Genomic DNA, 26,020 nt, shown 5'->3' with positions numbered 1-26,020 from the left:
AGTCTCCCGGCGAGGTCGGACAAGAGGGAGGAAAGCATGGATTTCAGCGGCAAGGTCGCCCTGGTCACCGGCGGCGGCAACGGCATCGGGCGGGCCGCCAGCGTCGGTTTCGCGCGCTACGGCGCCAAAGTGGTGGTGGTCGACCGCGACGGCGCGGCGGCCGAGGCCACGGCGGGCATCATCCGCCAGAACGGCGGCGACGCGACGGCCGTCACCGCCGATGTCACGAAATCGGCTGAGGTGAAGGCCTATGTGCAGGCCGCGCTCGACCAATACGGTCGTATCGATTGTTTCTTCAACAATGCCGGCATCGAAGGCAAGGTGGCGCCGATCGCCGAGTACGACGAGGCGGTGTTCGACGCCGTGCTCGGCGTCAACGTGAAGGGCGTGTTCCTCGGCCTGCGCCACGTGCTGCCCGAGATGATCCGCCAGGGCGGCGGTTCGGTCGTCAATACCGCCTCGGTCGCAGGCCTGGTCGGCACGCCCGGCATGCCGGCCTACGTCGCCTCCAAGCACGCCGTCATCGGATTGACCAAGACGGCCGCCGGCGAGGTGGCGCGCCAGGGCATCCGTGTCAACGCGGTGTGCCCGGGTCCGGTCGATACGCGCATGATCCATTCCCTCGAGCAGCAGCTTTCACCGGGCGATCCGGCCGCGGTCGAGAAGCGCTACCAGGCGGCGCTGCCGACCGGCCGCTACTCGACGGTGGAGGAGATCGCCAACATGGTGCTGTTCCTCTGCTCCGACCTGGCGTCGAACACGACGGGTGGGCAGTTCGTCGTCGACAGTGGGCGCACCGCCACCGGCGGCGCTGTCACCAGCCTCGCCACACGATAGGTGTCACCATGGCCCGCACATACAACGTCGTCGATGCCGATGGACATATCCTGGAGCCGTTCACGCTCTGGAACGAATACCTCGATCCCGCCTTCCGCGACCGCGCCCCGCAACTGGTCCGCGACAATCACGGCAAGCAGCGCCTGCTGCTCGAAGCCAAGCTGCTCGGCAGCCGCGCCGGCTTCGGCGGGATCGGCGGCGTCGGCGCGCGCCAGGGCGTGGTCGCCGCCGAAAGCATGGACTACGAGGACGGCCGCAAGGGCGGCTTCGATCCGCACGCGCGCATTCCCGACATGGACCTCGACGGCATCGATGCCGCCTTCCTCTATCCAAGCCTCGGCCTGTTCGTCGGCTCGATCACCGACGCCGCCTTCGCCGCCGCGATGTGCCGCGCCTACAACCGCTGGCTCGCAGACTACTGCAAGCCCTACCCCGACCGGTTGTTCGGTATCGCCATGCTGCCGATGCAGTCGATCGAGCTCGCGATCGGGGAGATGCGCTACGCACGCCAGGAGCTCGGCTTCCGCGGCGGCTTCCTGCGGCCCAACCCGTACAACGACCGCAAGCTGCATGACCCCGACTACGAGCCGTTCTGGATGGCGGCCGAGGAGCTCGACTTCGCGATCGGCCTGCACGAGGGCGGCAACAGCGGCATGCCGACCGTCGGCATCGACCGCTTCGATGGCCGCGGCGCCCAGCACATCATCTCGCACACCATGGAGATGATGCTGGCGGCGATGAGCATGATCTGGGGCGGCGTGTGCGAGCGCCATCCGAAGCTCAGGGTCGGCTTCCTCGAATCGGGCGGCGGCTGGATCGCGCCGTGGCTCGATCGCATGGACCGTCACTTCGACGACAAGGGCTTCAACGATTCGGGCCTGACGATGCGGCCGAGCGACATCTTCCGGCGCAACTGCTGGATCTCGTTCGAGCCGGTCGAGGGCTCGCTCGGCGCGCTGGCCGACTATATCGGCCCGCACAAGATCCTGTGGGCGACCGACTATCCGCATCGCGACGGCTTCTTCCCCGGCGCGCCGGACATGCTGCGCGAGCGGATGAAGGGCCTGTCGGCCGACAGCCAGCACAAGATCATGGCCGGCGGCGCCATGGGGTTCTACGGGCTGCACTGACCGATCGTGAAGCGCATCGTCATCTGCGGCGGCGGCGCGATCGGTGTTGCGATCGCCTACTTCCTCAGCCGCCGCGGGGCGAAGGCCATCGTGGTCGAGCGCCATGAGGTCGCCGGGTCCGCGTCCGGCAAGTCAGGCGGCTTCCTGGCCCTCGACTGGTGCCGCGGCAGCCCGGTCGACCGGCTGGCGCGGCGCAGCTTCGCGCTCCACGCCGAGCTGGCCGAGCAGCTCGGCAATCCGTGGGGCTATCGCCGGCTCGAGACCTACAGCGGCTGGGCGATCGCGAACCAGGCGGCGGGGGGCGCGAGCCGGCCCTGGCTGTCCGACGACGTGGCGATCACCGGCCAGATCGGCTCGCCGCAGACGACGGCGCTGGTCGAGCCGCGCGCCTTCACCCGCGGCCTGATGCGCGCCGCTGAGGCGCAGGGCGCCGAGCTGCGCATCGGCACCGTGGCGGGCCTGGTGCGAAGCGCAGGCGGCGCCGTCGAAGGCGTCGCGCTCGACGACGGCGAGACCGTCGACGCCGACGCCGTGGTCATCGCCATGGGGCCATGGTCGATCCTGGCCACGCGCTGGCTGCCGCTGCCGGCCGTGTACGGCTTCAAGGGCCATAGCCTGGTCTTCGATGCCCGCGGGCAGGCGCCGGCGGAGGCGCTGTTCCTCGAGTACCAGGAAGCGAGCGGCGAGGTCCTGGCGCCCGAGGTGTTCGCGCGCGCCGACGGCACCGTGTGGGCCTGCGCCATTTCGAGCACCGGCGCGCTACCGATCGATCCCGCCCAGGTCGCGCCGGACGACGGCGCCCCTGCGCGGCTAGAGGCGCTGTGCCGAAGGCTGTCGCCGGTGCTCGCCGCTGCGCCGGTCGTGGCGCGGCAGGCGTGCTTCCGGCCGGTCGCCGAAGATGGTGTGCCGCTGATCGGCCGCGTGCCGGGCGTCGACGGTGCCTACGTGGCGACCGCCCACAGCGTCTGGGGCATGCTCAACGCACCGGCGACGGGCGAGGCGATGGCCGAGCTGATCCTCGACGGCGGGGCCAGCCATGTCGACCTGACGGCCTTCGCGCCCGACCGGCTGAAGACCTTCGACCCGGCCCGGCTGCACGGCGTCTAGACGCGTCCAGGCGGAATCCGGCCGGCGGCCGGACGCATCCGATGCCGATTCCATAAGGCTTTTTCGCAAGAATCCGGAATCCGGCGCCATCCCCCCGGCCGGACGGGTCCGGACGCGCCGGACGTGGCAGTGCAACAATCTTTCGAAGTTTCCGTCTGTCTTACGCTGCCGCCCGGCGCTCGGTGACTGCCGCCAGCACCATCGCGGCGCATTTTTCGCCGATCATGATGCAGGGCGCGTTGGTGTTGCCGCTGGTGAGCGTCGGCATGATCGAGGCGTCCGCGACCCGCAGGCCCGCGATGCCGTGCACCCTGAGCTCGGGACCGACCACCGCCATTGGGTCGTTGCCCATCTTGCAGGTGCCGACCGGGTGATAGGTCGTCTCGGCGTTGTTGCGCACCCACTCGAGGATCTCGTCGTCGGTCTTGAGATGGGCGCCGGGCGCGATCTCCTCGCCGGTGATCTCCTTGAGCGGCGGGGTCGCCATCAGCTCGCGGCCCTTGCGGATCGCGGCGAGCAGGCCCTCGCGATCGGCGCGCGCCGACAGGAAATTGAATCGGATCGCCGGCGGCTCGGCCGGATCGGCCGACTTGATGTGGATCGAGCCGAGGCTCTCCGAGCGCAGCACGTTGACGTTCATGGTGATGCCGCGCTTGGCGGAGATGCGGCGCTCATGACCGACCCGCTCGTAGAGGAACGGCAGGATCGAGATGGTGGCGTCCGGCGTTTCCAGCCCCGGCCGGGTACGGAAGTACATGCGGATCGGCACCGACGTCGTCGCCAGGAAGCCCCCGCCCCACAGCGCGTACTTCATCGTCTCGCGCGCCAGCCGCCAGCCGCGGGCATTGTCGTTGAAGGTGGCGTTGCGCGCGGTGATGGCGAATTTGACGCGCGGCGAATAGTGATCCCGCAGGTTCTCGCCGACGCCCTTGAGCTCGTGCACCGGCGTCACGCCGCGGGCGCGCAGCAGGTCGGCCTGGCCGATGCCCGAGAGCTCCAGCAGCTTGGGCGAGTTGATCGAACCCGAGCAGACGACGACCTCGCGCGAGGCCCGCGCCTCGCGCTTGTCGCCGCCGACGGCATAGCGCACGCCGACGCACTGCCGACCCTCGAGGATCAGCGTCTCGGCCAGCGCCCCCTTCTCGATGACGAGGTTCGGCCGCGAGCGCGCCGGATCGAGATAGCAGAACGCCGTGCTCTGCCGCCGCCCCTTGGCGATCGTCACCTGCGACATGCCGATGCCTTCCTGCGTCGCCCCGTTGAGATCCGCATTGAACGGCAGGCCGATCTTGTTGGCGGCCTCGATCATCTTCTCGAGTAGCGGGATCTTGTGGCGCGGCGTGTCGGTGACCCTGAGCGGCCCGCCGCGGCCGCGAAGCTCGTCCGAGCCGCCGTCGTAGTTCTCCATGCGCTTGAACACCGGCAGCACGTCCTGCCAGCTCCAGCCGCGATTGCCGAGCTGCGCCCAGTGGTCGTAGTCCTGCGCCTGGCCGCGGATATAGACCATGCCGTTGATCGAGCTGGAGCCGCCCAGCATCTTTCCGCGCGGCACCTCGATGCGGCGGCCGCCCGAGCCTTCGTCCGGCTCGGCCGCGAAGCACCAGTTGACCGCCGGCAGGTCGATCATCTTGGAGACGCCGACCGGGATGCGCGACCAGAAGTAGCTCGATTCCTCGGTGCCGGCCTCGAGCAGGAGCACCTTGTGGGCGCCGCTCTCGGTCAGGCGGCTGGCGAGGGTGGCGCCCGCCGAGCCGGCACCGACGACGATGTAATCGAAAACAGTCGGCATGATTCAGACCTTCAGCTGACGCGCAATGAATTCCTTGGCCGTCTCGCGCGCCTTGTCGGTCTGCGGCCCGGGCTCGGCGACCCACTCGTGGACCGAGTTCTCGAACAGGCGATAGTCGCACTCGCCGCCCGCCGCCCGGTACGTGTTGGCGAACTTCTCCTGCATCTCCGGCAGGACGTTGTCGTCGAGCGCGCCCTGCATGATGAGGAGCGGCGGCAGGATCACTTTCTCGCCGCGCTCGAGGATCTCTTGCGGATTGCCTTCGTGGATCGTCTCCCACGGCGAGAAGAACACCTTGCTGGCGTTGATCAACGCTTCGCTGCGGCGGCGCTCGGCATTCTGGTAGCGCGCGAACGTGTTGCTGACCGGCGAGCGCATCGCGACGTAGGCGACCGTGGCGTCAATATCGGGTGAAGCGGCCAGGGGAATCGACGCATAGCGCGGATCGCGCGGCTTCATCGCCAGCAGCTCGGCGACATGGCCGCCGCTCGACGATCCGTAGACGCCGAGCCTGGAAACGTCGCCGTTCCAGCGCGCGGCATTCGCCTTGAGCCAGCGCGCAGCGTAGTTGGCGTCCTGGATGCAGGCCGGATAGGGCGCCTCGCCTGCCAGCGTCAGGTCGACGGCGACGACGAGCAGGCCGCACGCCGCGAGCGCACGATCCATCGGCTCTTCGGCCAGCCGGTCCTTGCGGCTCCAGGCGCCGCCGTGCAGGTCGAGGACCGTCGGAAACGGGCCCGCCCCCTGCGGCTGATATATCCGGGCCATCAGCATCCGCCCGGCCGTGTTGCGCCGAAGCTCGACCTCGCTGACGGTGACCTCGAATCGGGCGCCCGGGTTGTAGGCGGGTGTGCCGGCGGCTTGGGCCGCGCCTTGCCCGAGTGTCCCCGCGGCCAGACCGGTCGCACCCGCGACCATCCCCTTGAGAACGTCACGCCGGGCTGAAGTGTCCTGGCTCATTTCCGCCTCCGTTTCCTCCGACTGTAAACTTGACCCGCCGGTTGCGGCCATGGCAAGGCCCGCAACGGAGGAAGCAGATCATGGAATTCGACGTCATGACGCGCGCCACCACGTGGGACAACGTGGCGGCGCTAGCCCGCAGGGTGGAAGCGGCCGGCTTCTCCGGCATGCTGTTCACCGAGGGCCATCAGGTGCCGTGGATGAACATCGCCGCCGCCTCTATGGCCGCGCCGTTGCTGCACTTCTCGACCGGCATCGCCATCGCCTTCGCGCGCAGCCCGATGGTATCGGCCGAGATCGCCTGGGAGCTGGCGCAGAACACCAAGGGCAAGTTCCGGCTCGGGCTGGGCAGCCAGGTGAAGGCCCACATCGTCAGGCGATACGCCGGCACCTTCGACAAGCCGGCGGCCCAGATGAAGGACTATGTGCTGGCCACCAAGGCCTGCCTGTCGGCCTTCCGCCGCGAAGGGCCGCTGCAGCATGACGGCGGCTACTACAAGCTGAGCCTGCTCACCGAGCAGTGGACGCCGCCGCGGCACGAGTACGAGGACGTGAAGGTCGACATCTCGGCGGTCGGCCCGATCATGGTCCGTGTGGCGGGCGAGGTCGCGGACGGCATCCACGTCCATCCCATGCATTCGATGCACTACATCAAGAATCGCCTGCTGCCGGGACTCGCCGAAGGCGCCGCCCGGGCCGGCCGCGATCCCGCGAAGATCGACAAGATCATCCCGGTCATCGTCGCGGCGGGCGACACGCCGGAAGAGCGTGCCCTCTCCGTGAAGGAAGCCAAGACAACCATCGCCTTCTATGGCGCGACGCCGAACTACGCCTTCCAGTTCGACGATCTCGGCTATATCGGCCTGCGCGACCAGTTGCGCGATTGCCTCAAGACGGGCGACACGGCGCGCAGCCAGGCATTGCTCACCGACGAGATCCTCGACCAGTTCACCGTGGTGGCGCGCTGGGACGACGTCGCCGACCGCATGATCGCCCGCTACAAGGGAATCGCCGCACGGCTCGTCATCTATCTCGCCTCGCACTGGCGCGAGGTCGATCCGAAGGTCCTCGAGCGCTGGGGCGAGGTGGCGCGCGCGGTGCGCAAGGCCGCGTGACCGCCAAGCGCTAGAGCGATTTCCGGGCAGATGGAACCGCTCGCGGTTCCATCTGCCCGGAAATGCGCGCACGGGCGTTGTTGTTGCAGCAGGCATATTCCGTTCGGCTGATTCTAGCCGAACGGAATATGCTCTAGGCGGCGTTATCCGCCCGGCCAAAGCGCATGGCGGAGCGGGCCCGCGCCTTCGCCGCCTCGACCTCGCGGTCGCGCGGCGGCGCCGTCGTGACCAGCGCATCGATCAACTCACGCGCCGCCCGGGACACCGCCTCGACAGCGCTGTTGAAGGCCTCCTCGTTGGCCTTGGACGGCCGGTTGGAGCCGCTCAGCTTGCGCACGAATTGCAGCGACGAGGCGTGGATCTCCTCGTCCGTCGCAGGCGGCTTGAAGTTGTAGAGATTGCGGATGTTGCGGCACATGGCACGGCTCCTGCGGCACGGGGTGCCCGGGATGCTGGCACGCCCCCGTCGCGCAAGTCCAATCCGCAGGCGACCCGTGCTCCGACGCCGGCTAGAGATTGTAGTCGATGTAGAGATCCCCCGGCGTGGTGAACCCGCTGGGCAGGTCGGCCAGCTCCGCCTTGGCCTGCGCGTCGGGCTTCGTCTTGCCGGCAGGGACCCAGTCGCTGCGCACCATCCGGTCCTTGGTCTTGGTCTCGAGCGCATCCATCAGCGCCGTTCGCGGCACCTCGGTCTTCTTGGCCGGGCTGCCATAGGCGCCGGTCGCGGTCGAACACATGGCGGCCGCGTGCTCGTTGAGCGCGCCGACCGCGGGGATTGGCGTCGCGTTGGTGCTGCCGTGGTGGCCGACCTTGTAGAAGTCGATCGAGCCCAGGATCTCCTTGGCGCGCGCGGTGATGCCGGGATCCTTGCCGGCGACGGCCTTGCCGTACAGCCAGTAGGCCCAGTTGCCCCATTGCGCGTCGCCGACGAACAGCAGCTTCTTGCCCTGGCAGGTGAACAGCACCACCAGGCTCTGGTTGTTGAGCGTGCCGTCGAGCTTGTCGGCGGCGGCGGCCAGCACGTCCGGCTGCATGTTCTCCAGCATGGCCTGCAGCTTCGCTGCACCGTCGTTGTTGGGTTTGCGGCTGCGTTCGGCGATCCCGCTGTCGAATTCGTGGAACACCCTCGCGGGATAGTCGGCCGCGCTCGCCGGCCACGTCTTCTCGAACGGCCTAACGCTCTTGTGGTTCGGCACGCCGCCGGCGTCGGCGGCGGCAGCGAGGTACTGTTCCTTCTTGTTGTCGCTGGCCGAATATTCGCCGCCCGATTCCTTGGGCGACGGGGCAAGAATGTCGGCCGTGATCTTGCCCTCAAGCTCCGCCGGCAAGGTCGGCGTATCGCCGCCTTGGTAATAGTACACTGGCGGCTTGTTCTTGAAGCCCTCCTGCAGGAGCTTCAGCGCCTTGGCGTTGCCGCCGCCGTTGGCGCCGCCCCGGGCGCCGAGCTCGACCCCGAGCGCGTTGTGCACCTTGCGCTGGGCTTCCTCGCCGTCCGGATCGTTGCGCGCGCCGAGCTGCAGCTGCAGCGAGTGCGCCACCGATGTGATCTGGGCCATGAACTTGGAGGCCTTGCCGTCCTTCGGATCGAGTCGATTGGTGATCCAGACAGCGCCGACCTCGAACTGAGCGAAGTCGTCGTAGTTCGAGGCGAACCCCGACATGTGATCGGCGTGATAGTGCGTCAGGATGACGAGGGCCAGTTTCTTGTTGGTCACCTCCGCACTCGCCATGTCCTTCACGCAGTCATCCATGCTGCCGATGTTGGCAGCATGGACGCCGCAATCGATCAGGATATGAGCCGGCCCGCTCTTGCCCGGCACCGTCAGCAGGAAGAAGTCGCCGAAGCCGATGCGGTACATGCGGACGCGGATGCCGAGCTTGCCGCCGACCGATCCACCCTGGCCGCCCTTCGTGGCCGGCGTGGTGGCCGCGCCGTTCTGGGTGGCCGGGCTCCGGCGCGTGCCGGGCGTCTTGGTCGCCGCCTTGGACCGCGCCTTGGGCTTGGGCTTGGCTTTGGCCTTGGCCTTGGCCTTGGTCCTGGCTTTCGTCTTCGCCTTGGTCTTGGCTCTGGTTTTCACCTTGGCTTTGGTCGACTTGCGGGCGGCGCGCTTGGTGCGGGACTTTGCAGCGGCTTTCTTGCGAGCAGCCATGATCAGAACTCCTCGTGCAACAGGGCGAAGTTGGCCTGGAAGTGGGAGGGATTGGTGGTGTCGCCGGCGGCAAGGCCCTGCGACAGGGCGAAGTCGCGCTGCGCATCCTCGCGCTGCTTCGATTCATGCCCCACGTTCGTCTTGGCAATGGCGAATCGCACGACCGGCGGCTGCGGGATCTTGCGCCCCTTTTCATCGAGCTTGATTTCCGGCGCCTCGACGATGAGCGTGACGCCGCCGCGGAACGGGAAGCCGCCGGCTGCCGGCACGCAGGGATCGAACGCCGCCTGCCGCGACTGGATGATCTCCACCACCATCTCCACCTGCAGCCGCCCGTCGTCCGAAGTCCGGAACACCGGATGGAACGACGGCACCGTCACCGGCAGCTTGGCATCGAGCCCCAGCGCCTCGCGATATCGGGTGGCCCACGCGCGCAGCACGTCGCCGTCCTTGTCCTTTTCCTCGCTGCTCAGGCCGTTCGGGTTGCCGAAGATCAGGCCCTCGATCGGCGGCAGGATGCCGGGGGGCACGCGCTGCCAGGCCAGGGCGCCTTCGGAGAAGAAGAGCGCGCTCTCGGCATAGATGCCGCGCTGCCGGAAGCCCTCCATCAGCGCGTCGCGGATCCCGTCGATGTCGGCCGGATCGAGATCCTTGGCGACCGTGATCAACGCCCGCAGGAAGTCGCCGAACTTCAGGTCGACCGGCGGACAGTAGTCGATCGCCCGCGCGCACAGGCGGAAGAAGAACTTGGCGGTTTCCGCGGCGCATCCGGCGAGCAGCTCGGCGAGCGGCGCCGGCACGTCATCATCGTCCATCCGCCCGCCGCCGGCACGGTAGACGCGGAACAGCGGCTCGGCGCGCCGCATGTAGGTGCTGAAGTAGGCGTCGAACACCGCGGCGACCAGGATCGAGCCCCGGAAATGCGGCTCGTCGACGTTCTTGTGGATGTCGTCGGAATTGGGCTTGCTGCCCAGCGCCGACCGCAGGCCGCGCTCGGCGCCACGGGCCTCGCCGAACTGCTGGGCGAGCTGGACCAGCGGATTGGTCCGCGCGACCTCGGCACCGATCTCGGCGTCCGCGGCGGTTTCGAAGCCGCTGCGGGCCTGCGGTGCGACTGGGGTCAGCGTGGTCTGGTAAAGCCGCCCGCCGGTGAGGCGGATCGCCTCGGTCAGCGCCTCCTTGTGCGAGAAGTGCGCGAACAGCGCGGCGAGATCGGCGAAGCCTTCATGGAAGGCCAGCACGTCGGGATTGGTCGGCTCGGTGAAATAGGTGCGGATGCCGTCGATGACGGCGTGCGTCACCTCGTGGGCGATGATGTCCTGCGACAGGCAGGTGAAGACGCGCTGGCCGGGAAGATTGCGGCCCTGGCCGGTCTTGTTGGCGGTGAAGTACCCGAACAGGATGCCGTGCGCCTCGGGGCTGTAGTAGGCGTTGGCCTCCTGCATGGCGTGCGGATACAGCTTGAGGATCTCGATGTCGTCCTTCTTGCGCAGGGCATCGTCGTATTCGGCGGCGCCGCCGAAGCGATCGGCGCGGCGCCAATGGATCTCGCGGCCGAGCGCGGTCTCGAACATCGCGATGGTGCGGGAGGCGATGGCATAGACCATCTGCTGGTGGAAGCGGGGATCCGATTCGGAGGGATTGAGGCCGTCGTTCGCCAGCACCAGGCGATCGTCGAGATCGATCGGCGGGTAGTAGCACTTGTTGACGCCGTCATAGTCGACGACGCCGATCTTGCGCCCGGTCGGGCCCGGCTCGAGCGGCTCCCAGGGAACGTGGACGGTCATGTAGTTGCGCTGGAAATTGCCGGTGCTCGGGTCGATGGCGTAGACCTGCAGCGCCCTGACCGGCGGCGGCGGGATCTTCAGCCACGGATAACGCTTCTCCCTCGCGATGGAATTCTTCTCGCCTTTGGCCATGGGTTCCCCCGTCAGCTCAGATGCCACGCGTAGCTCGACGCCCAGTCGCGGTCGAATACCGCCTGGAGCGTGCGGACCAGCGCCGGATGGTCGGAATTGAAACTGCTCCCCGCGGTCGACGCGAAGTAGTCCCAGGTCATGTTCGAGGTGCCGATATTGAGGCGCCGGTCGGTGACGATGTACTTGGTGTGATTGACCCGGGTGTGGCCCGGATACTTGCGGGCCGGCCCGCTGGTGCTGTCCCAGCCGGGAACGATGAACTGCTTGATCTCGAGCTGGCCCGCCGACATGTAGCGATCCGCACGCCCGGCATCGGCCGCCTTCTGCAATGCGCTCAGGAACGGCGCGATCAGGCCGGAGGTGTGGGCCCATTTGCTGACCAGCAGCCGGACATAGACCCTGCGCGTCAGCACCGCCGACAACAGCGAGTCGAACAGGCTCGGCCACCACACCGGCGTATCGTTGGGGATGACGCCGTGGTTGCCGACCGGCGGGCCGGCGCTGGCGCGTCCATAGAGCCCGATCGGGGCGAAATCCATCACGCTGACGGAGATCGTCCTGCGCGCATCGTCGATCGTGTAGACCAGCCCCTCCTGGTCCCAGGTCCGGCCCTTGCCGCGGACCTCGTGCGGGCAGCCGGTGAGGAACACGCCGCCGTCCTCGCCGTCGAGCGTGAGGTCGAGCGGCGACGCGCGGCCGAAGGTCGTCGCGAACTTCGGATGATCGAGCGGTGACGGGGCGCGCTGCCCTTGCGGCACCAGATCCGACCACGGCGGCACGCGACGGTCGATTCGCGCCGCCGGGTCGAACACCGCCACGCTGGCCGGCGTCATCGTGGCAAAGGCGAACCAGCCCTCGAAGTACTTGGCGGCGTCGGCGGCGAGGTCGAGGCAGTCCTCGACGACTACGCCCATTTCCTTGACCTGCGCGATCGACTTCCAGTCCATGTTGGCCGAGCCGAGGTAGATGTGGCGCGCATCGAAGATCCAGATTTTCTGGTGCATGATGCCGCCGCCGCCGTACCAGTCGCCCATCTTGACCGCATGGATCGAGATCCGGTCGGGAAACTCCTCGCGCAGCGTCTCCGACTCCTGCTTGCCGCCGGAAAAGCCCGGGCTCTCCAGGATGCGGATGTTCACGCCGCGCCTGGCGGCGGCGCGCAGCGATTCGTAGAGGGCGCGGCCGTAGTTCGCGCCCATGTGGTCGAGCTTGTCGGCGTCGAACCCCTTCTCGTCATCGCTGTCGGGATCGGCCAGGAGCGCCCAGTACATCGCCGTCAGGTCGATGCTGGACTTGGCGGCATCGGTCAGGCGGACCAGCACGGTCTCGGTGTACTGCACGCCGGGCGTGCCGCGCAGGTCCTCCAGCCCCTTGGGGATCGACTCGACGAGATAAGCGCGGGAATCGGGCATGGTCTGTCTCCGCGGCTATTGGGGCGTCTCGAAGGGACGCCGCTGATGCTGCGCCTGGTGCGCCGGGAACATGGTCACGAAGAACTCCGTCCAGCCGCCCATGCGGGCCCGCAGCAGGTCGTATTTCTCGGGATCCTTCGTCGCCTGCTCGTAGGTCTCGGGATCGGCGCAGGTGATCGTCATGATCGTCGAGCCATGCCCGTTGGCGAAGGCGACCAGCGCTTCCTCGAGCCGGCCGACCGGGAAGTCCTCGCGGATGTTGAAGTCGTTGGGCGCGCCGTCCCACATCGCCTCGACACCCTTGCCGGAGAAGCCGGCCATGACCTTGATCAGCGGCGCCTCGTTGTGGTCGATCGGCAGGTCGCCGAAGCTCGGCGCAGGGCTGAGGTCGGAGGCCAGCGGATCGCCGCTCAGCCGGCCGTCGGCCGAGGCGCCGGTCATGTTGCCCCAGTCGAGGTAGTTCTCGAAGGTGCCGACGCCGGGCTGGATCTGGAAGCCGCCGAACGGATGCTGCCTGGTGCCCAGGCGCCTGGCCAGGTCGACCATCTTGTCCGCCGTGCGGTCGGCCGGATCGGTGAAGACCTCGACGGCGGTCTGTGCGATGCGGCCGACGATCCGGTCGCCGAAGGCATCGACCGCGGCATGGCCGCGGCCGAAGCGCGGCAGCCGCATCGCCGCCTCGCGCAGGCGGCGATAGCGCTCGGCCTTGGCCTCGATGCGGGCCGGGCCCTCGAGCACGTTGATGAAGGGCTCGACCATGTGCTCGCCCCAATTGCAGGTCAGCGCCTCGACCAGCTCGGGCAGCGAGGTGACGGCGGTGGTCTTGTCGAAGACCAGCGCGCGGATCGCCCACAGCGAGTTGACCAAGGTCGACAGCCCGGTGAAGCAGGGCGCGATGACGTTGTAGCGCGGCCCGCCCTCGTAATAGTCGAGGCCCTTGTCGAGGCAGTCGTTGATGAAGACCGACAGCAGCGGCGCCGGGCAGACCGCGTTCATGCGCCCGAACAGCCCGATCTGGCCGTCCGCCTGCTTGGCGTACATCCAGCGCAGATGCTTGAAGAGCAGCTCGAGCAGGCGGTCGAAGCTCTTGATCTCCCGCGGCGGCTCCGAGGTGAAGGACACCCGCTGGCCGCGGAACCACACCGGCCCCGCGCTCTGCCAGGTCTTGCCCTGGTTGAGCGCCGCCTCCAGCACCTGCGGCATGGTGAGGCCGCCCAGGGTGAACCAGCTGGTGCCGGAAAGTTGCGGCTCGTAACAACCGTCGCAGGCATAGTCGCGCGCGTCCTTCAGCGAGACGGTGGTGCTCCACAGGCCGCCGGCCTTTTCCCCCACCTTCTGGCCGTTGCCGATCCGGTCGCCGCTCTGCTGCAGCCCGGGCGTCACCTTCTCGTCGCACAGCAGGATCGGATGCGCGCCGCCCGACAGGATGGCGAGCGCCGCCTCGTTCACCAGCTCGGCCGGGATGTCCGGCCGCATGCGCAAGGACAAACAGGGCGCGTTGAGCGGCAGCCGCCGTGCCGCGCGCAGGCAGAGCCGCGTCACATCGTTGTAGGCCGGCCGGCCCATTCCCGGCGAATCGTCGGCGACGGTGCCGCCCACCGTCACCTGCTGGATCCACTGGTTGAGCGAGGAGCCCTGCGGGTAGTTGCCGGCGAAGCCGCCCATCGCGAGGTTGCCGAAGACCTGGTGATCCTCGACGAACTGGCGATTGATCTGCACCTTCTCGCCGACCTTGATGAAGAAGCAGTCGATGATCTCCTGGGCGTGCGCCTCGTCGAGCCCGGCCTGGCGGTCGGCCTCGTAGTAGGGCTGCAGCAACTGGTCGAGCCGCCCCACGGCGGTCGGCTCGCCGACATGGTGCAGGCTGGAATGCAGGGTGAAGATGAGCTGCGCCGCTTCCGCCAGCGTTGCCGGCGGCCTGGTCGCCAGGCGCTCCATGCGATCGCGGATGAGGGCGAGGTTGTCGCGCTCGGCGAGCTGGCCCTCCGGCAGGGCAACGCGCAGCTTCTCCGCGAGCCGCGAGAACGCCCGGCAATTGTCCTGCACGCCCTCGAGCGCCAGCACCGCGCCGGCATAGAAGCGGCGGTGCTTCTCGTCCTTGGCGGCGTCCCGGCGCACCCGCACGTCGGCGGTCAGCGCGTCCAGGCCCAGCTTCAGCGCCGCCTTGAAGTCGGGCACGATGTGGCCGACGCCCGAGGCGTAGCTGAGATTGTCGAAGAAGTTCGACAGCTCCTCGTCCTCGCGCGCGAAGTCCATCAGGTACTTGCCCTGGCCGAGGCCGAGATTCGGCATCGAGCCGACGAGGATCTCGAGCGGATTGATGTGATAGGTGTCGGCGCCGTTGTAGACGTTGCCGTCGGCGCCGGTGCGGCGGCCGCGGAAGCCGTAGTCCTCGCTGGTCAGGACATGGCCGAGCAGCATCCTGGCGGTCCAGCCCGAGCGCTCCTCGATCGACAGCGCCATCACCTTGTCGGCCTCGGCCTTGCCGAACTTCCGCTCCAGGCAGATGCGCAGATGCGGAATCTCCGGTTGGGCGCGATCGAAATACCAGTTGTCCTGCCAGCGCGAGAAGGCGTCGGCCATGAGCAACAGCACGCGGTGCGAGGGCGGATGGAACGTGGCCCGCTCCGCGCTGCTCATCGTCGACATGCGATAGAGGTACTGCTTGTGATTGTAGTGCATGTAGCCGTTGGCCGACTTCTGGTCGAAGTGGCGGTCGAGCCGCGACCAGTCGACGCCCGGGAAGCGCTGCAGCGAGAGGCCGTCGGGACTGAGGCTCTCCGCCTCCAACCCGAGCTCGACCACGCTCGGAATGTAATAGAAGCCGCCGAGGTTCGATTTGACGTGGCTGAGCAGCCGATCGCTCATGAAGCCGGGCTGGTGGCCGATCTGGCGGTCCATGATGGTCTCGAGCGCGCCCGCGCTCTTGGCGTAGCCTGCGAAGTAGATGCCCTCCTCGTCGCCGCGGCTGGCGCCCTTCTCCAGCAGGTCGGTGCGCTCGACCGCGCTCGATCGGCCGAACGGCAGACCGAGGCGCAGCACCGACACGGTGTTGCCCTGCTCGTCCTGGGCGCGCGCCCGCTTGATGTGGCTGCGGTCGTCGCGCGAGGGGATCAGCGTGTCCTCGGTCGTGCGGCCGACCAGGTCCTCGACCTGCTGCGGCGCCATCGACAGGATCTGCTCCCAGTTGATGACGAAGCGCTGCGCCAGCACGAACGACGCGCCGACATGATCCGGATCCTCGAGCCCGACGACGGTCTGCTGCTGGATGGTCAGCGGATCGGTCGCGTTGTTGAGGTTCTCCGAGAAGCGCGACCCCAGCACCTTGCCGCCGCGCTTGTCGGGCTGGTTGGACTTGGTCGCCGCCGCCTGACAGACGGTCCTGGTGCCGTCGGCCCAGGCCTCGACCTCCTCCAGCCGATGGCGCAGCCAGGCGCGGACGCCCTCGCAGTGCTGCTCGTTGTCGCTCTTGATGTGGAACCAGAGATCGGCCCGCGAGTTCATGAAGGCGGTGCCCGGATGGGTGAACACGCCGTCGCCGAACTGCAGCGCCATGCCCAGCGGCAGCTTCGTGCCGTCCGCCTCCGACATCTCCCGCCACAGGTCGAAGCCCACGCCCAGGATCGCCGTGGTGTGCGCCTTGGGAAATCTGACATGGATATCGTGGCGGACGTTGGCCAGCACATGGCCCAGCCGTTGCTTGGTCATGGGCTTGGCGGATGGCTTGCGAAAGAACGTGACGAACAGGGCGTAGGGCGAGGGATAGACCAGGCCGCGCTGCACGCAGCTCCACACATTGTCGGACGTCTGGCGGGCACGCTCCGGCGTCAGGTCGGCGGCGGTGCGCGATTCCAGCTCCCACTTCAAGCCGGCCGGCGGGTTGTTGGCTGACGCAGTCATGATGGTCCCCCTCGTTCGGGTTCAGCCTGCCTTGCGCCCGTAGCTGCCTTCGTGCAGCCAGACCGGCGCCCCGGCACCGTTGCGATAGAGCAGCAGGAGCTGCCGCCCGGCGCGGCCCATCGCCAGCACGCCGCCCGGCTCGCAGCGCGCCTCGAAGATCGGCGCCTGCTTGCTCCAACCTGCTTCCGCCAGGGTGCCGAAGCCGTTGTTCACGTCCTTCGCGGCGTTCTTGTAGGAAACCGGCTTCAACGGCGTCATGACGCCGGAGATCGAGAAGGTCTCGGTCAGCAGCAGCGGGTTGGTCGGACCCGGATGGATGAGGTGCATCACGCCGTCCATTGTTGCGACGGCCATCGGGCCCGAGGTCTCGTACGGCGGCGCCACCGGCTGCCGCTTGCCCCCGGTGTCGGGCCGCGACGAGAAGTGCGCCACGGGAAAGGCGCTCGGCGACCAGGCGTCGACCGCGGTGTTGTCCCACGGCCCGCCATACTTGTTCTTCTTCACCGACACGACGTTGAACGGCGCGGTGTTGTGGGACACCACGCTCATCGTCTGCTCGCCCGGCGTCTTGACGATCAGGTAGAGCGATTCGCCCAACACGCCGAGCGCCATTCCACCGTCGGTCTGGGCGGCGGGCACGGGGACGGCCTTGCCCCACGCCCCTTTGGCCCCCACCTCGCCGCGAACGTATGACGTCACTTTGCCGGCGGCGTCCCGCGTCGCCAGCATGATCCGGCGCTCGCGGGAGAACGAGGACAGCGCCACGGCGGCGACCTGGCCGTCCGTCGGCGGCGCAACCGCCCGCCAGCCCTTTTGCAGGTCGTACTTCATGCACGACACGCGCCCCGCGGCCGAGCGGGCGACCAGCACCAGCTCGCTGAAGGTCGAGGCCATCGTGATGCCGCCGCCGCCGTCGATCGCCAGCGTCTCCTCGGCCGACCAGCGGCCGTGCGCGGCGGACCGGTTGCGCAGGCGGGTCGTGCCGTCGGCCGCCGCGCAGGCGACGAACAGCGCGCCGGCATAGCCGGCTGCCGCCATCGGGCCGTCGAAGCCCTCGAGCGGCGTCGCCTGCGGCGCACTCCATTCGAAGCGCCGGCCCCACAGGAACTGGAACCAGTTGGCGCCGGCGTCATTCTTGCCGAGGTGGTCGAGGCCGAAGTTCACCTCGACGGTGCGCAGCAGGCTGTAGTGGTTGTAGCCCTCCTCCTCGAAGCCCGGCTCGATGCCGTTGGAGAGAAGGACGGTGTAGATCTGGTTGGGCCCGTCATAGGTCGAGGCGATATCCGGCCGGTAGTCCTCCTCGAAGTCCGACTCGTCGAACGTCACCACCACCAGCGTGTTCGGCGGCAGGTGCGAGCGCGGCCCGGGAAAGCGCAGCCGATTGAGGAAGCGTTCGAGCCATTTCGCGATCTGGTCGACCAGGACCGGCGCCCGCGGCTTGGGATCGATGGTGGTACCGTCGATCCAGTGGCCGTCGTTCCAGATGTTCGGCGTGAACCAGGCATACTCCGGGAACTCGCCGTTGAGCAGATCGGCGAACAGCGCCGCCTCGTTGTCGATGCGTCGCCAGCGCTCCTGGTTTTTCACGATCGAGGCGAAGGACGAGAAGGGATTGTGCTTGATGAAGTAAGGCGGAGCGTCGGCCGGCTTGAACCCCTCTTTCCACGGCGTCGCTTCCGGGACGTAGCTCTCCTGGTAGGACTTCCAGCGCAGCCTGCCGGGTGCCTCCTCGAGGAGATCGACGATCGTGCGCTGGGGGAGCGGCGGCGGGACGGCGTCGTTGGTGACGTTGCACAGCTCGCCGGCGATCGACGCGATGTAGTTGGTCTGCGACGGGTGCATCACGCCGAAATAGGCGCCGAGCTGGATGCCCTGGCGCGCCAGCCGGCGCATGTAAGGGTTCGCCATCACATAGCCCCGATACATGTTCTCGAACATGATGATCAGGATGTGATCGAAGGCGCGTCCCAACCCCGGGACGGCGACGCTCGGTACCTGCGACCCTTGCCTCGCGTTGTCGCTCATCGGCCAAGGCCCCCTTGCCGTCTCGCATGTCCCCCGCTCTCGGAAAGTAACGCTCGCTTCGGTTGCATGTCGAGGCAAACTTCACTTTTGCATGTCTGACCACCCCTCACGGCCCGCGTCGCAGGCACGCTGAAGCCGCCCTGTAACGGAGCGGCAACGAAACTGCGCCGTTCGCACAATCACGTGAAGTCCGGGCGCTGCCACATTATCGTTCGAGTCCAACCCGGAGGTGCCTGTGCTCACCGTCACCCGCGACATGATCTTGCCGACGACCGTCACGGGCTCCTATCCACGCCCGCTGTGGTTCGACCGCAGCCTGGAGGGACGATCGTTCAAGGCGGCGATGGGAGATTCCCTGTTCCGCGAGCAGTATCTGGACGCAGTGGCCAGCATCATCGCCGAGCAGGAGGCGGCCGGCCTCGATATTGTCACCGACGGCGACAGCCGCTTCGACCTGACGGTGGGCGGCAAGTCGTGGTTCTTCTATCCGATCGAGCGCCTCGGCGGGATCGAGGGCCATCGCGACACCTCGCGCGGCTGGATGGGCCGCCACGGCCTGCGCCCGGGCAAGATCCTGTGGGAAGTGCAGGAGGCCTACCAGCCCGGCGTGGTGCGCCGGAAGCTGGCGCGCGGCCCGCTGGAATACGCCGAGCTGTGGAAGGTGGCGCAGCGCATGTCCGACCGGCCGGTGAAGTTCGGCGCCATCTGCGCGCCGGCGCTGGCGTCGATGCTGTGGAACGAGTACTACGTCGACGACCGGGCGATGATCCTCGATCTTTGCGACATCATGAACGCGGAGTTCCGCGACGTCGCCGAGGCCGGCTGCCCGCTGATCCAGGTCGAGGAGCCGCCGCATCACGGCCGCACGACCCAGCCGGACTGCAAGGACAGCGACCTCGAGTTCCTGACCGAGGCCTTCAACCGCCAGCTCAAGGACGTGAAGGCGGAGATCTGGGTGCATACCTGCTGGGGCAATCCCAACCAGCAGCGCGTCTACTGGACCGTGCCGAGCTACGAGCGCGCCCTGCCGCACCTGCTGCAGCTCGACTGTGACGTGCTGACCATCGAATGCGCCAGCTCCGAGGGCCGCGACCTGCCCTTGTTCAAGCACATCAAGACCGACAAGAAGATCGGCATCGGCGTGGTCAACCACTGCAACACCGTGGTCGAGCCGGCCGAGCAGGTGGCGGGGCTGATCCGCAAGGCGCTGGAATACATCCCCAAGGAGCAGCTGGTGATCAGCACCGACTGCGGCTTCGGCCGCGAGGGCCTGTCGCGGCGGATCGCCTTCTACAAGTGCGTGGCGCTGGTCGAGGGCACCAACATCGTCCGCCGCGAGCTCGGCCTGCCGGAAGCGCGCGTGCGGGCGGCCGACCCGAAGCTATGGTTCGCGACGCGCTGACGGGTTGCTTGACGGGCGGCGCGATGGAGCGGGCGCGTCGGCGTCGCCCGAGGGCTCGGGGATTTTCTCGGGCATGACGTCCTGCTCGCTCCAGGTGAAGACCAGCAGCGCCGCGTAGCGGTTGTTGCGGCTGTCGCCGTAGCTCACGCCGGTCGAATTCACGAGCGCGCCGGTCTTGGCGTTGTACAGCGTCAAGGCGACCTTGCTGATGCCGCGCTGGGAGTCGCGCTTGAACACCGCCACCTCCGGTGTCGACAAGGGGCCGGCCAGCGGCACCGGTATGGTGAAGGCCGGCACGCCCACCAGGAAGCCCTTGCGATCGACCGCCTGCGCCCCTGTCCGCAATTCCGCAACCACGTCGGCGGACTTGCGTTCGGGGACCAGGTTCGCCCCGGCGCGCAGGAGCAGATCGCGGACGGCGCCGATCGTGTACTTGGGCAGGACGAGCCCTTTGTCCTCCGTGTCGACATAGCTGCTGTCGACGAAGACCTTGGTCGTCGGGGCGATCTCCAGCCGGAGATTTTCGACGGCGTGATCGACGGCCTTCGTCACAGCCAGCTGCTGCTCGGCAGGAGCCTTTGACGCTTCCGTGATTTGCTCGGTGGTGCAGCCGCTCACGACAGCGGCCACGAGTAGGAAGAAAAACCGCCACACAGAGTCCCGAACGCCCTCGGCAGCGAACGGGTTGCGCCCTCCAGGCGGTTGACTTAGCTGCAGGCCCCGAATAGGTTCCCGCCCCTTTTTCGATCAAACGGCGAATGGCCGCCCATGCCCCAGATCCTCGTCGAGGCGCTGGCCAAGACTTATCGCGTCGCCGAACGCGCGCCGGGTCTGGCTGGTGCTCTCCATGGCCTCGTGCGCCGACGATGGCGCGAGGTCCACGCCCTGGCCGACGTCTCGTTCAGCCTCGAGGCCGGCGAGCTGCTGGCCTTCATCGGTCCCAACGGCGCGGGCAAGTCGACGACGGTGAAGTTCCTGTCGGGCATCCTGCGGCCGAGCAGCGGCCGCGTCGAGGTCGCAGGCCTCGTGCCCTACGAGGATCGCATTCGCCATGTCGCGCGCATCGGCGTGGTGTTCGGCCAGCGCAGCCAGCTGTGGTGGGATCTGCCGGTGCTCGACGGCTTCGACCTGCTGGCCGACATCTACCGCGTCGAGCCTGCGCGCTATCGCGAGAGGCGCGACGAGCTGGTCGCCATGCTGCGTCTCGAGCCTTTGCTCGCCCAGCCGGTGCGCCAGCTCTCGCTCGGCCAGCGCATGCGGGCGGAGTTCGCCGCCGCGCTGCTGCACGATCCCTCGATCCTGTTCCTCGACGAGCCGACGATCGGTCTCGATGCGCCGTCAAAGCTCGCCGTGCGCGCGTTCGTGCAGCGGCTCAACCGCGAGCACGGCGTGACCGTGCTGCTCACCACGCACGACATGCACGACGTCGAGGCGCTGGCCGAGCGCGTCATCGTCATCGGCCAGGGCCGCCTGCTCGCCGACCGCCCGTTCACGGCCCTGCGCAGCGGCGTCCTCGCCGAGCGGCGGCTGCACATCGACTTCGCCGGCCCCGCGCCCGAGATCGACATGCCCGGCGTCACCGTTCGCTCGCGCGACCAGCGCTCGCTCGAGCTGGCGTTCGACCCAGCCGACATCCCGACGCCCAAGCTGATCGCCAGCATCGCCACACGCCACGCCGTCGAGGACATCCATGTCGACGAGGTGCCGATCGAGGAGGTGATCGCCCGCTTCTACGACCTGCACGACGCCGGCGAGGCCTGACGATGCTGGTCGCCGCCCGCCCCTACCTCGCAGCCTTCAGCGCACGCTTCCAGCTCATGCTGCAGTACCGGATGGCGGCGCTGGCGGGCTTCGCCACGCAGTGCTGGTGGGGCGGCATCCGGATCATGGTGTTCGCCGCCTTCTACGGCGCCAACGCCGCCGCGGCGCCGATCAGCCTGGCCGACGCGGTCACCTATGTGTGGCTCGGCCAGGCATTGCTGGCGCTGCTGCCCTGGCTTGCCGATCCGGAGATCGGCCAGGCGGTGCGCACCGGCGGCGTCGGCTACGACCGGCTGCGGCCGCTCGACGCCTACGGCTACTGGTATGCGCGCACCCTGGGCTGGATGCTGGCCCGCGCCGCGCCGCGCGCGGTGCTGATGCTGCTGGCCGCGGGCATCGTCCTGCCGCTGGCCGGCCTCGAGGCCTGGGCGTGGCGGCCGCCGTCCGGCCTCGCCGCGGCGCTGCTGTTCGCCCCCGCCTTCGCGCTGATGACGGCGCTCGCGACCGCCGTCGTGATGCTGGCCAACATCGTCGTCGCCGCGAGCCTCAACGAGCGCGGCGTGAACGCCGTCCTGACGCCCCTTGTGATCGTCTTCTCAGGCTCGCTGCTGCCGCTCAACTTCTATCCGCCCGCGCTGCAGCCCTGGCTGCACCTGCAGCCTTTCGCTGGCCTGGTCGACATCCCGTTCCGCATCTACTTCGGCAATCTGGCCGGCGACGCCGCGCTGCAGAGCCTGGCCCTGCAGGCCGGCTGGACGCTGGCGCTGGTCGGCCTCGGCCGCTTCGCCATGGAGCGCGTGATGCGCCGGCTCGAGATGCAGGGCGGGTGACCGTGAACGCACTGGCCCTCTACGGCCGCTACCTGTCGGCATCGCTGCGCGGCCAGGCGCAGTATCCGACGGCGACCCTGATGCTCGCCGTCGGCCATTGCGCGGCGACCTCGATCGAGATCCTGGGCGTGTACGCGCTGTTCCATCGTTTCGGCGCGGTCGGCGGCTAGTCGTTCGGCGAGGCGGCGGTGTTCTATGCGCTGGTCAACATCACCTTTTCGCTGGCCGACCTGCTGACCCGCGGCTTCGAGGTGTTCGGCACCGACTTCGTGCGCACCGGCGCGTTCGACCGCGTGCTGCTGCGGCCGCGCGCCGTCGCGCTGCAGCTCGCCGGCCACGAGGTGCGGCTGTCGCGCCTGGGACGATTCGTTCAGGGCTTCGCAGTGCTGATCCTCGCGAGCCATCTCGTGCCGATCGCCTGGGACGTCGCCGCGGTCGCAACAGCCGCATGGGCGGTGGCCGGCGGCGTCGCGCTGTTCGCCGGCATCCTGGTCCTGCAGGCGACGCTCGCCTTCTGGACCGTCGAGAGCCTGGAGGTCGCGAACGTCCTCACCTATGGCGGCGTGCAGGCGGCGCAGTATCCGCTCAACATCTACGCCGCCTGGTTCCGGCGCCTGCTGACCTTCGGCGTGCCGCTGGCCGCGGTCGCCTACTACCCGGTGCTCGCCATCCTGAAGCGGCCCGACCCGCTCGGCGCGCCGGACTGGCTGCTGCCCTTCACGCCGCTGGCCGGGTTCGCGTTCCTGGCCCTGTCATTCCTTGCCTGGCGCGCCGGCATGGCGCGTTATGCATCGACGGGGAGTTGAGGATGGATTATCGGCCATTGGGAAGTACCGGCCTCACGGTCAGCGTCGCCGGGCTCGGGTGCGGCGGCAACAGCCGCCTGGGCCTCGGCCGCGGCGCGAGTTTCGACGACTGCGTGTCGGTGGTGCGCGCGGCCGTCGATCTCGGCGTCAATTTGCTCGACACTGCCGAGGCCTATGGCACCGAGGAGATCGTCGGCGCCGCCGTCCGGCATTACGACCGGGACAAGCTGGTGATCTCGACCAAGGCCCTGTTCAGGACGGGCGATACCGGAGAGACGGTGACCCTCAAGGTCGAGGCCGGGCTGCGGCGGCTGGGTCTCGACTACGTGGACGTCTTCCATTTCCACGCCGTCAATCCCGCCGCTTATGACCATCATCGCGAGGTGCTGGCGCCGGCTCTCGTGAAGCTCAAGGAGCAGGGCAAGGTGGGCCACGTCGGCATCACCGAGACGGGTCCCAACGATCCGGAACAGAAGATGCTCGCCCGGGCGATCGAGGACGCGCCGTGGGAAGTCATGATGCTGGCCTACAGCCTGATGAACCAGGGGGCACGCCGCCGGGTCTTTCCGACGACGCAACGACGCGGCATCGGCACGCTCCTGATGTTCGTCGTCCGCAACATCTTCAGCAACGCCGCGTACCGGCGCGACGTCTTCGCCAGGCTGGTCGAGCAGGGCCAGCTCGACGCGTCGATCCTCTCCCGAGGCGATCCGCTCGAGTTTCTCGTGACCGAAGGCGACGCAGCGAGCATCACCGATGCCGCCTATCGCTACGCCCGCCACGAGCAGGGCGCCGACGTCATCCTCTTCGGCACCGGCAACAGGGCGCACGTGAAGGACAACGTCGATTCGATCCTTCGTCCCGCCTTGCCGCCGCCGGTCATCGAGCGGCTGCACACCTTGTTCGGGCATCTGACCGGCGTCGGGCTCGACCGGCCCGGACCGGTCACCGCGAAGCCGTAGCCCGGAATCCCACGGACCTGTCCGGATTTGAAGCTGTAGAAGGGCGTCGAGTTGAGGCGTCGTTTGACGGCGGCCTGATGACGTCGGACGCGGGCGGCCTGCTGCCGGGTCGGACGGCGCGGGCGCGGGCGCTGCAATTGCGCGCGGCGATCTCGTTGGCGCGCGCCTCCGCTACGCGAGATCGTCGGCTTCCAGCGGCGACGTTCCTCCCGAACTTGCTGTGGCGCTGGAATTGTTCGATCGACGACGTGCCAGAGGACTGCCGTCTGTTGTCGGCAGTTCGCAACACCTGTACGATTTTGGCCAAGCACAGAGGAAATTACATTGGCGCGTGAGCAGCGAAGACTGGCCGCTATCCTTGCCGCGGACGTCGTTGGCTATTCCCGCCTTATGGAGCGCGACGAAAGCGGCACGCACGCCCAGCTGAAGGCCTATCGCAAGGAACACTTCGAGCCAGCGTTGGCTCGGCATGGCGGTCGCTTGGTCAAGCTAACCGGCGATGGAGCGCTGGCGGAATTTGGTAGCGCCGTCGATGCTCTGAATGCCGCAATTGAATTCCAACATGCGATGACTGATGCGGGAAAGCACGAGCCAGAGGATCGGCGCATCGTATTTCGAATCGGTCTGCATGTCGGCGACGTGCTCGTCGACGGTGACGATCTCTACGGCGATGGCGTGAACATCGCCGCCCGCCTCGAGGGTCAAGCCCCGCCCGGTGGCATCGTCATCTCCGTGAGCGCCCATGACGCGGTCGTGAATCGCGTGGCGGCAAGTTACCGCGATCTCGGCGAACTCACCTTGAAGAATATCGAGCGGGCAGTGCGCGCCTTTCTGGTTGGGCTCGAGCAACTCGGCAAAGTGGACGCAGTTTTGCCGTCCGCTGCCAAACTCTCGTCCAAGCAGATGCGCGCCGAGCAGCATATCGCCTTCTGCCGGGCGGCGGACGGCGTACGGCTTGCCTACGCGACCGTCGGGAGCGGTCCGCCGATCGTCAAGCCAGCGAATTGGCTCGACCACCTGGAGTACGACTGGGAAAGCCCGGTCTATCGCGGCCTGTTCGCCGGGCTGGCGGACGGCCATACGCTGGTCCGCTACGATGCGCGCGGAAATGGTCTCTCGGACTGGGGGGTCGAAAGGATCGACTTCGAGGCCTTCGTATCGGATCTGGAGACCGTCGTTACTGCAGCCGAAATCGAGCGGGTCGTGTCCCATTTGGTGGTGTATCTGGCAGTAGCAAGGCCGCGAGCGAGCGCGCGCTCTGATAGCGCCGTAGCGAGGGAGCGGCCTTGCGGCGGTCACCGGCGATTTCGGGTTTAGGGTCGGGTTGCGACGACCAACCTTGAACCAAGAGACCACCGATGACCGACGAGATGATGAACCTGCGTGAGCTCGTGGAGAAGCCCCCCGACGCCGATGTGCTGCGCGATATGATCTCCTTTGCCGCGGAGCGGCTGATGGAGATCGAGGTCGGGGCGCTGACCGGTCGGGGCGCTGACCGGTGCCGGCCACGGCGAGAAGAGCGCGGCCCGCCTGGCGCAGCGCAACGGCTATCGCGATCGCGATTGGGAGACACGGGCCGGCACGGTCGAACTGCGCATCCCCAGGCTGCGCAAGGGCAGCTACTTCCCCGGCTTCCTCGAGCCGCGCCGTATGGCCGAGAAGGCGCTGACTGCTGTGATCCAGGAGGCCTACATCCAGGGCATCTCGACCCGCTCGGTCGACGACCTGGTCAAGGCCATGGGGATGAGCGGCATCTCCAAGAGTCAGTGACCTGCCCTGTTTCTTCGGACCACGCTTAACTTGAGAATCCTGGCGTCTCCTGTGCCTTTGAATGTCCCGTGAGGGACGGTGTTGCAACGGGCCGGGGCGCGGAGGCCCCCTCTACCGCAGCGTCCCGGCCCGTTGCGGAAGCGGG

General features: G+C 67.9%; 19 protein-coding genes and 2 pseudogenes. 12 read left to right on the top strand and 9 right to left on the bottom strand.

The window, feature by feature from the left end:
* Nucleotides 1–36 precede the first annotated feature (36 nt).
* The 3 genes from J0J01_RS23725 to J0J01_RS23715 are packed head-to-tail and all read left to right on the top strand — an operon-like array spanning nt 37 to nt 3,074.
* The gene (locus J0J01_RS23725; RefSeq protein WP_296385227.1) at nt 37–837 is read left to right on the top strand and encodes a glucose 1-dehydrogenase; all 801 of its coding nucleotides are present in this window, start codon (nt 37–39) and stop codon (nt 835–837) included.
* Between the two features lie 8 nt (nt 838–845).
* Nucleotides 846–1,967: an amidohydrolase family protein gene (locus tag J0J01_RS23720; RefSeq protein ID WP_296385226.1), complete on the top strand. Its 1,122-nt coding sequence runs from the start codon at nt 846–848 to the stop codon at nt 1,965–1,967.
* A gap of 6 nt (nt 1,968–1,973) precedes the next feature.
* Nucleotides 1,974–3,074 carry an FAD-dependent oxidoreductase gene (locus tag J0J01_RS23715; protein ID WP_296385224.1) on the top strand — a complete coding sequence of 367 codons (1,101 nt, stop codon included), beginning with the start codon at nt 1,974–1,976 and terminating at the stop codon, nt 3,072–3,074.
* 160 nt (nt 3,075–3,234) lie between these two features.
* On the opposite strand, the gene J0J01_RS23710 is transcribed toward J0J01_RS23715, so the two are convergent.
* Nucleotides 3,235–4,863, bottom strand: a complete 1,629-nt coding sequence (locus J0J01_RS23710; RefSeq protein WP_296385222.1) for a GMC family oxidoreductase N-terminal domain-containing protein — start codon at nt 4,861–4,863, stop codon at nt 3,235–3,237.
* 3 nt (nt 4,864–4,866) lie between these two features.
* Nucleotides 4,867–5,874, bottom strand: a complete 1,008-nt coding sequence (locus tag J0J01_RS23705; protein ID WP_296385220.1) for an alpha/beta hydrolase — start codon at nt 5,872–5,874, stop codon at nt 4,867–4,869.
* A gap of 29 nt (nt 5,875–5,903) precedes the next feature.
* Here J0J01_RS23705 and J0J01_RS23700 point away from each other — a divergent pair, with 29 nt between their 5' ends.
* Nucleotides 5,904–6,938: a TIGR03617 family F420-dependent LLM class oxidoreductase gene (locus J0J01_RS23700; RefSeq protein ID WP_296385218.1), complete on the top strand. Its 1,035-nt coding sequence runs from the start codon at nt 5,904–5,906 to the stop codon at nt 6,936–6,938.
* A gap of 133 nt (nt 6,939–7,071) precedes the next feature.
* Here J0J01_RS23700 and J0J01_RS23695 read toward each other — a convergent pair whose 3' ends face one another.
* The 6 genes from J0J01_RS23695 to J0J01_RS23670 all read right to left on the bottom strand — a co-directional run bounded on the left by J0J01_RS23695 (nt 7,072) and on the right by J0J01_RS23670 (nt 18,344).
* Nucleotides 7,072–7,356: a DUF2277 domain-containing protein gene (locus tag J0J01_RS23695; protein WP_296385215.1), complete on the bottom strand. Its 285-nt coding sequence runs from the start codon at nt 7,354–7,356 to the stop codon at nt 7,072–7,074.
* Between the two features lie 91 nt (nt 7,357–7,447).
* Complete coding sequence (locus J0J01_RS23690) at nt 7,448–9,088, bottom strand: MBL fold metallo-hydrolase (RefSeq protein ID WP_296385212.1); 1,641 nt, start codon at nt 9,086–9,088, stop codon at nt 7,448–7,450.
* A gap of 2 nt (nt 9,089–9,090) precedes the next feature.
* Nucleotides 9,091–11,007 carry a peptidase M4 gene (locus J0J01_RS23685; RefSeq protein WP_296385210.1) on the bottom strand — a complete coding sequence of 639 codons (1,917 nt, stop codon included), beginning with the start codon at nt 11,005–11,007 and terminating at the stop codon, nt 9,091–9,093.
* 11 nt (nt 11,008–11,018) lie between these two features.
* Nucleotides 11,019–12,419 (bottom strand): phospholipase D-like domain-containing protein, encoded by a 1,401-nt coding sequence (locus J0J01_RS23680; protein WP_296385208.1) that lies wholly within the window; start codon nt 12,417–12,419, stop codon nt 11,019–11,021.
* Nucleotides 12,420–12,434: 15 nt separating this feature from the next.
* On the bottom strand, nt 12,435–16,319 hold the full coding sequence (locus J0J01_RS23675) for a Dyp-type peroxidase (protein ID WP_296385206.1): 3,885 nt from the start codon (nt 16,317–16,319) through the stop codon (nt 12,435–12,437).
* Nucleotides 16,320–16,340: 21 nt separating this feature from the next.
* Entirely contained in the window at nt 16,341–18,344 is a 2,004-nt protein-coding gene (locus J0J01_RS23670) for an alkaline phosphatase family protein (protein WP_296385204.1), read from the bottom strand.
* A gap of 235 nt (nt 18,345–18,579) precedes the next feature.
* Between J0J01_RS23670 and J0J01_RS23665 the strand changes: the two genes are divergently transcribed.
* On the top strand, nt 18,580–19,746 hold the full coding sequence (locus J0J01_RS23665) for a cobalamin-independent methionine synthase II family protein (protein WP_296385202.1): 1,167 nt from the start codon (nt 18,580–18,582) through the stop codon (nt 19,744–19,746).
* On the opposite strand, the gene J0J01_RS23660 is transcribed toward J0J01_RS23665, so the two are convergent.
* Entirely contained in the window at nt 19,726–20,376 is a 651-nt protein-coding gene (locus tag J0J01_RS23660) for a DUF6655 family protein (RefSeq protein WP_296385200.1), read from the bottom strand. The genes J0J01_RS23665 and J0J01_RS23660 overlap by 21 nt on opposite strands.
* 138 nt (nt 20,377–20,514) lie before the next feature.
* Between J0J01_RS23660 and J0J01_RS23655 the strand changes: the two genes are divergently transcribed.
* The 7 genes and pseudogenes from J0J01_RS23655 to J0J01_RS23625 form a co-directional block, all read left to right on the top strand.
* Nucleotides 20,515–21,507, top strand: a complete 993-nt coding sequence (locus J0J01_RS23655) for an ABC transporter ATP-binding protein (RefSeq protein ID WP_296385199.1) — start codon at nt 20,515–20,517, stop codon at nt 21,505–21,507.
* A 2-nt stretch (nt 21,508–21,509) separates the two neighbouring features.
* Entirely contained in the window at nt 21,510–22,337 is an 828-nt protein-coding gene (locus J0J01_RS23650; protein ID WP_296385198.1) for a hypothetical protein, read from the top strand.
* Nucleotides 22,338–22,339: 2 nt separating this feature from the next.
* Complete coding sequence (locus J0J01_RS23645; RefSeq protein WP_296385197.1) at nt 22,340–22,507, top strand: hypothetical protein; 168 nt, start codon at nt 22,340–22,342, stop codon at nt 22,505–22,507.
* A gap of 12 nt (nt 22,508–22,519) precedes the next feature.
* Nucleotides 22,520–23,143: pseudogene (locus J0J01_RS23640) on the top strand (ABC-2 family transporter protein); the annotation flags it as partial.
* A 2-nt stretch (nt 23,144–23,145) separates the two neighbouring features.
* Complete coding sequence (locus tag J0J01_RS23635) at nt 23,146–24,105, top strand: aldo/keto reductase (protein ID WP_296385196.1); 960 nt, start codon at nt 23,146–23,148, stop codon at nt 24,103–24,105.
* 324 nt (nt 24,106–24,429) lie between these two features.
* On the top strand, nt 24,430–25,422 hold the full coding sequence (locus J0J01_RS23630) for an adenylate/guanylate cyclase domain-containing protein (protein ID WP_296385194.1): 993 nt from the start codon (nt 24,430–24,432) through the stop codon (nt 25,420–25,422).
* Between the two features lie 41 nt (nt 25,423–25,463).
* Nucleotides 25,464–25,872 (top strand): annotated as a pseudogene (locus J0J01_RS23625) (transposase); the annotation flags it as partial.
* Nucleotides 25,873–26,020 lie beyond the last annotated feature (148 nt).

Source organism: Reyranella sp. (assembly GCF_017305915.1).
GTDB lineage: Bacteria > Pseudomonadota > Alphaproteobacteria > Reyranellales > Reyranellaceae > Reyranella.
Note: the sequence above shows the minus strand (reverse complement) of the source record. Positions and strands in the feature narration are given on the sequence as shown.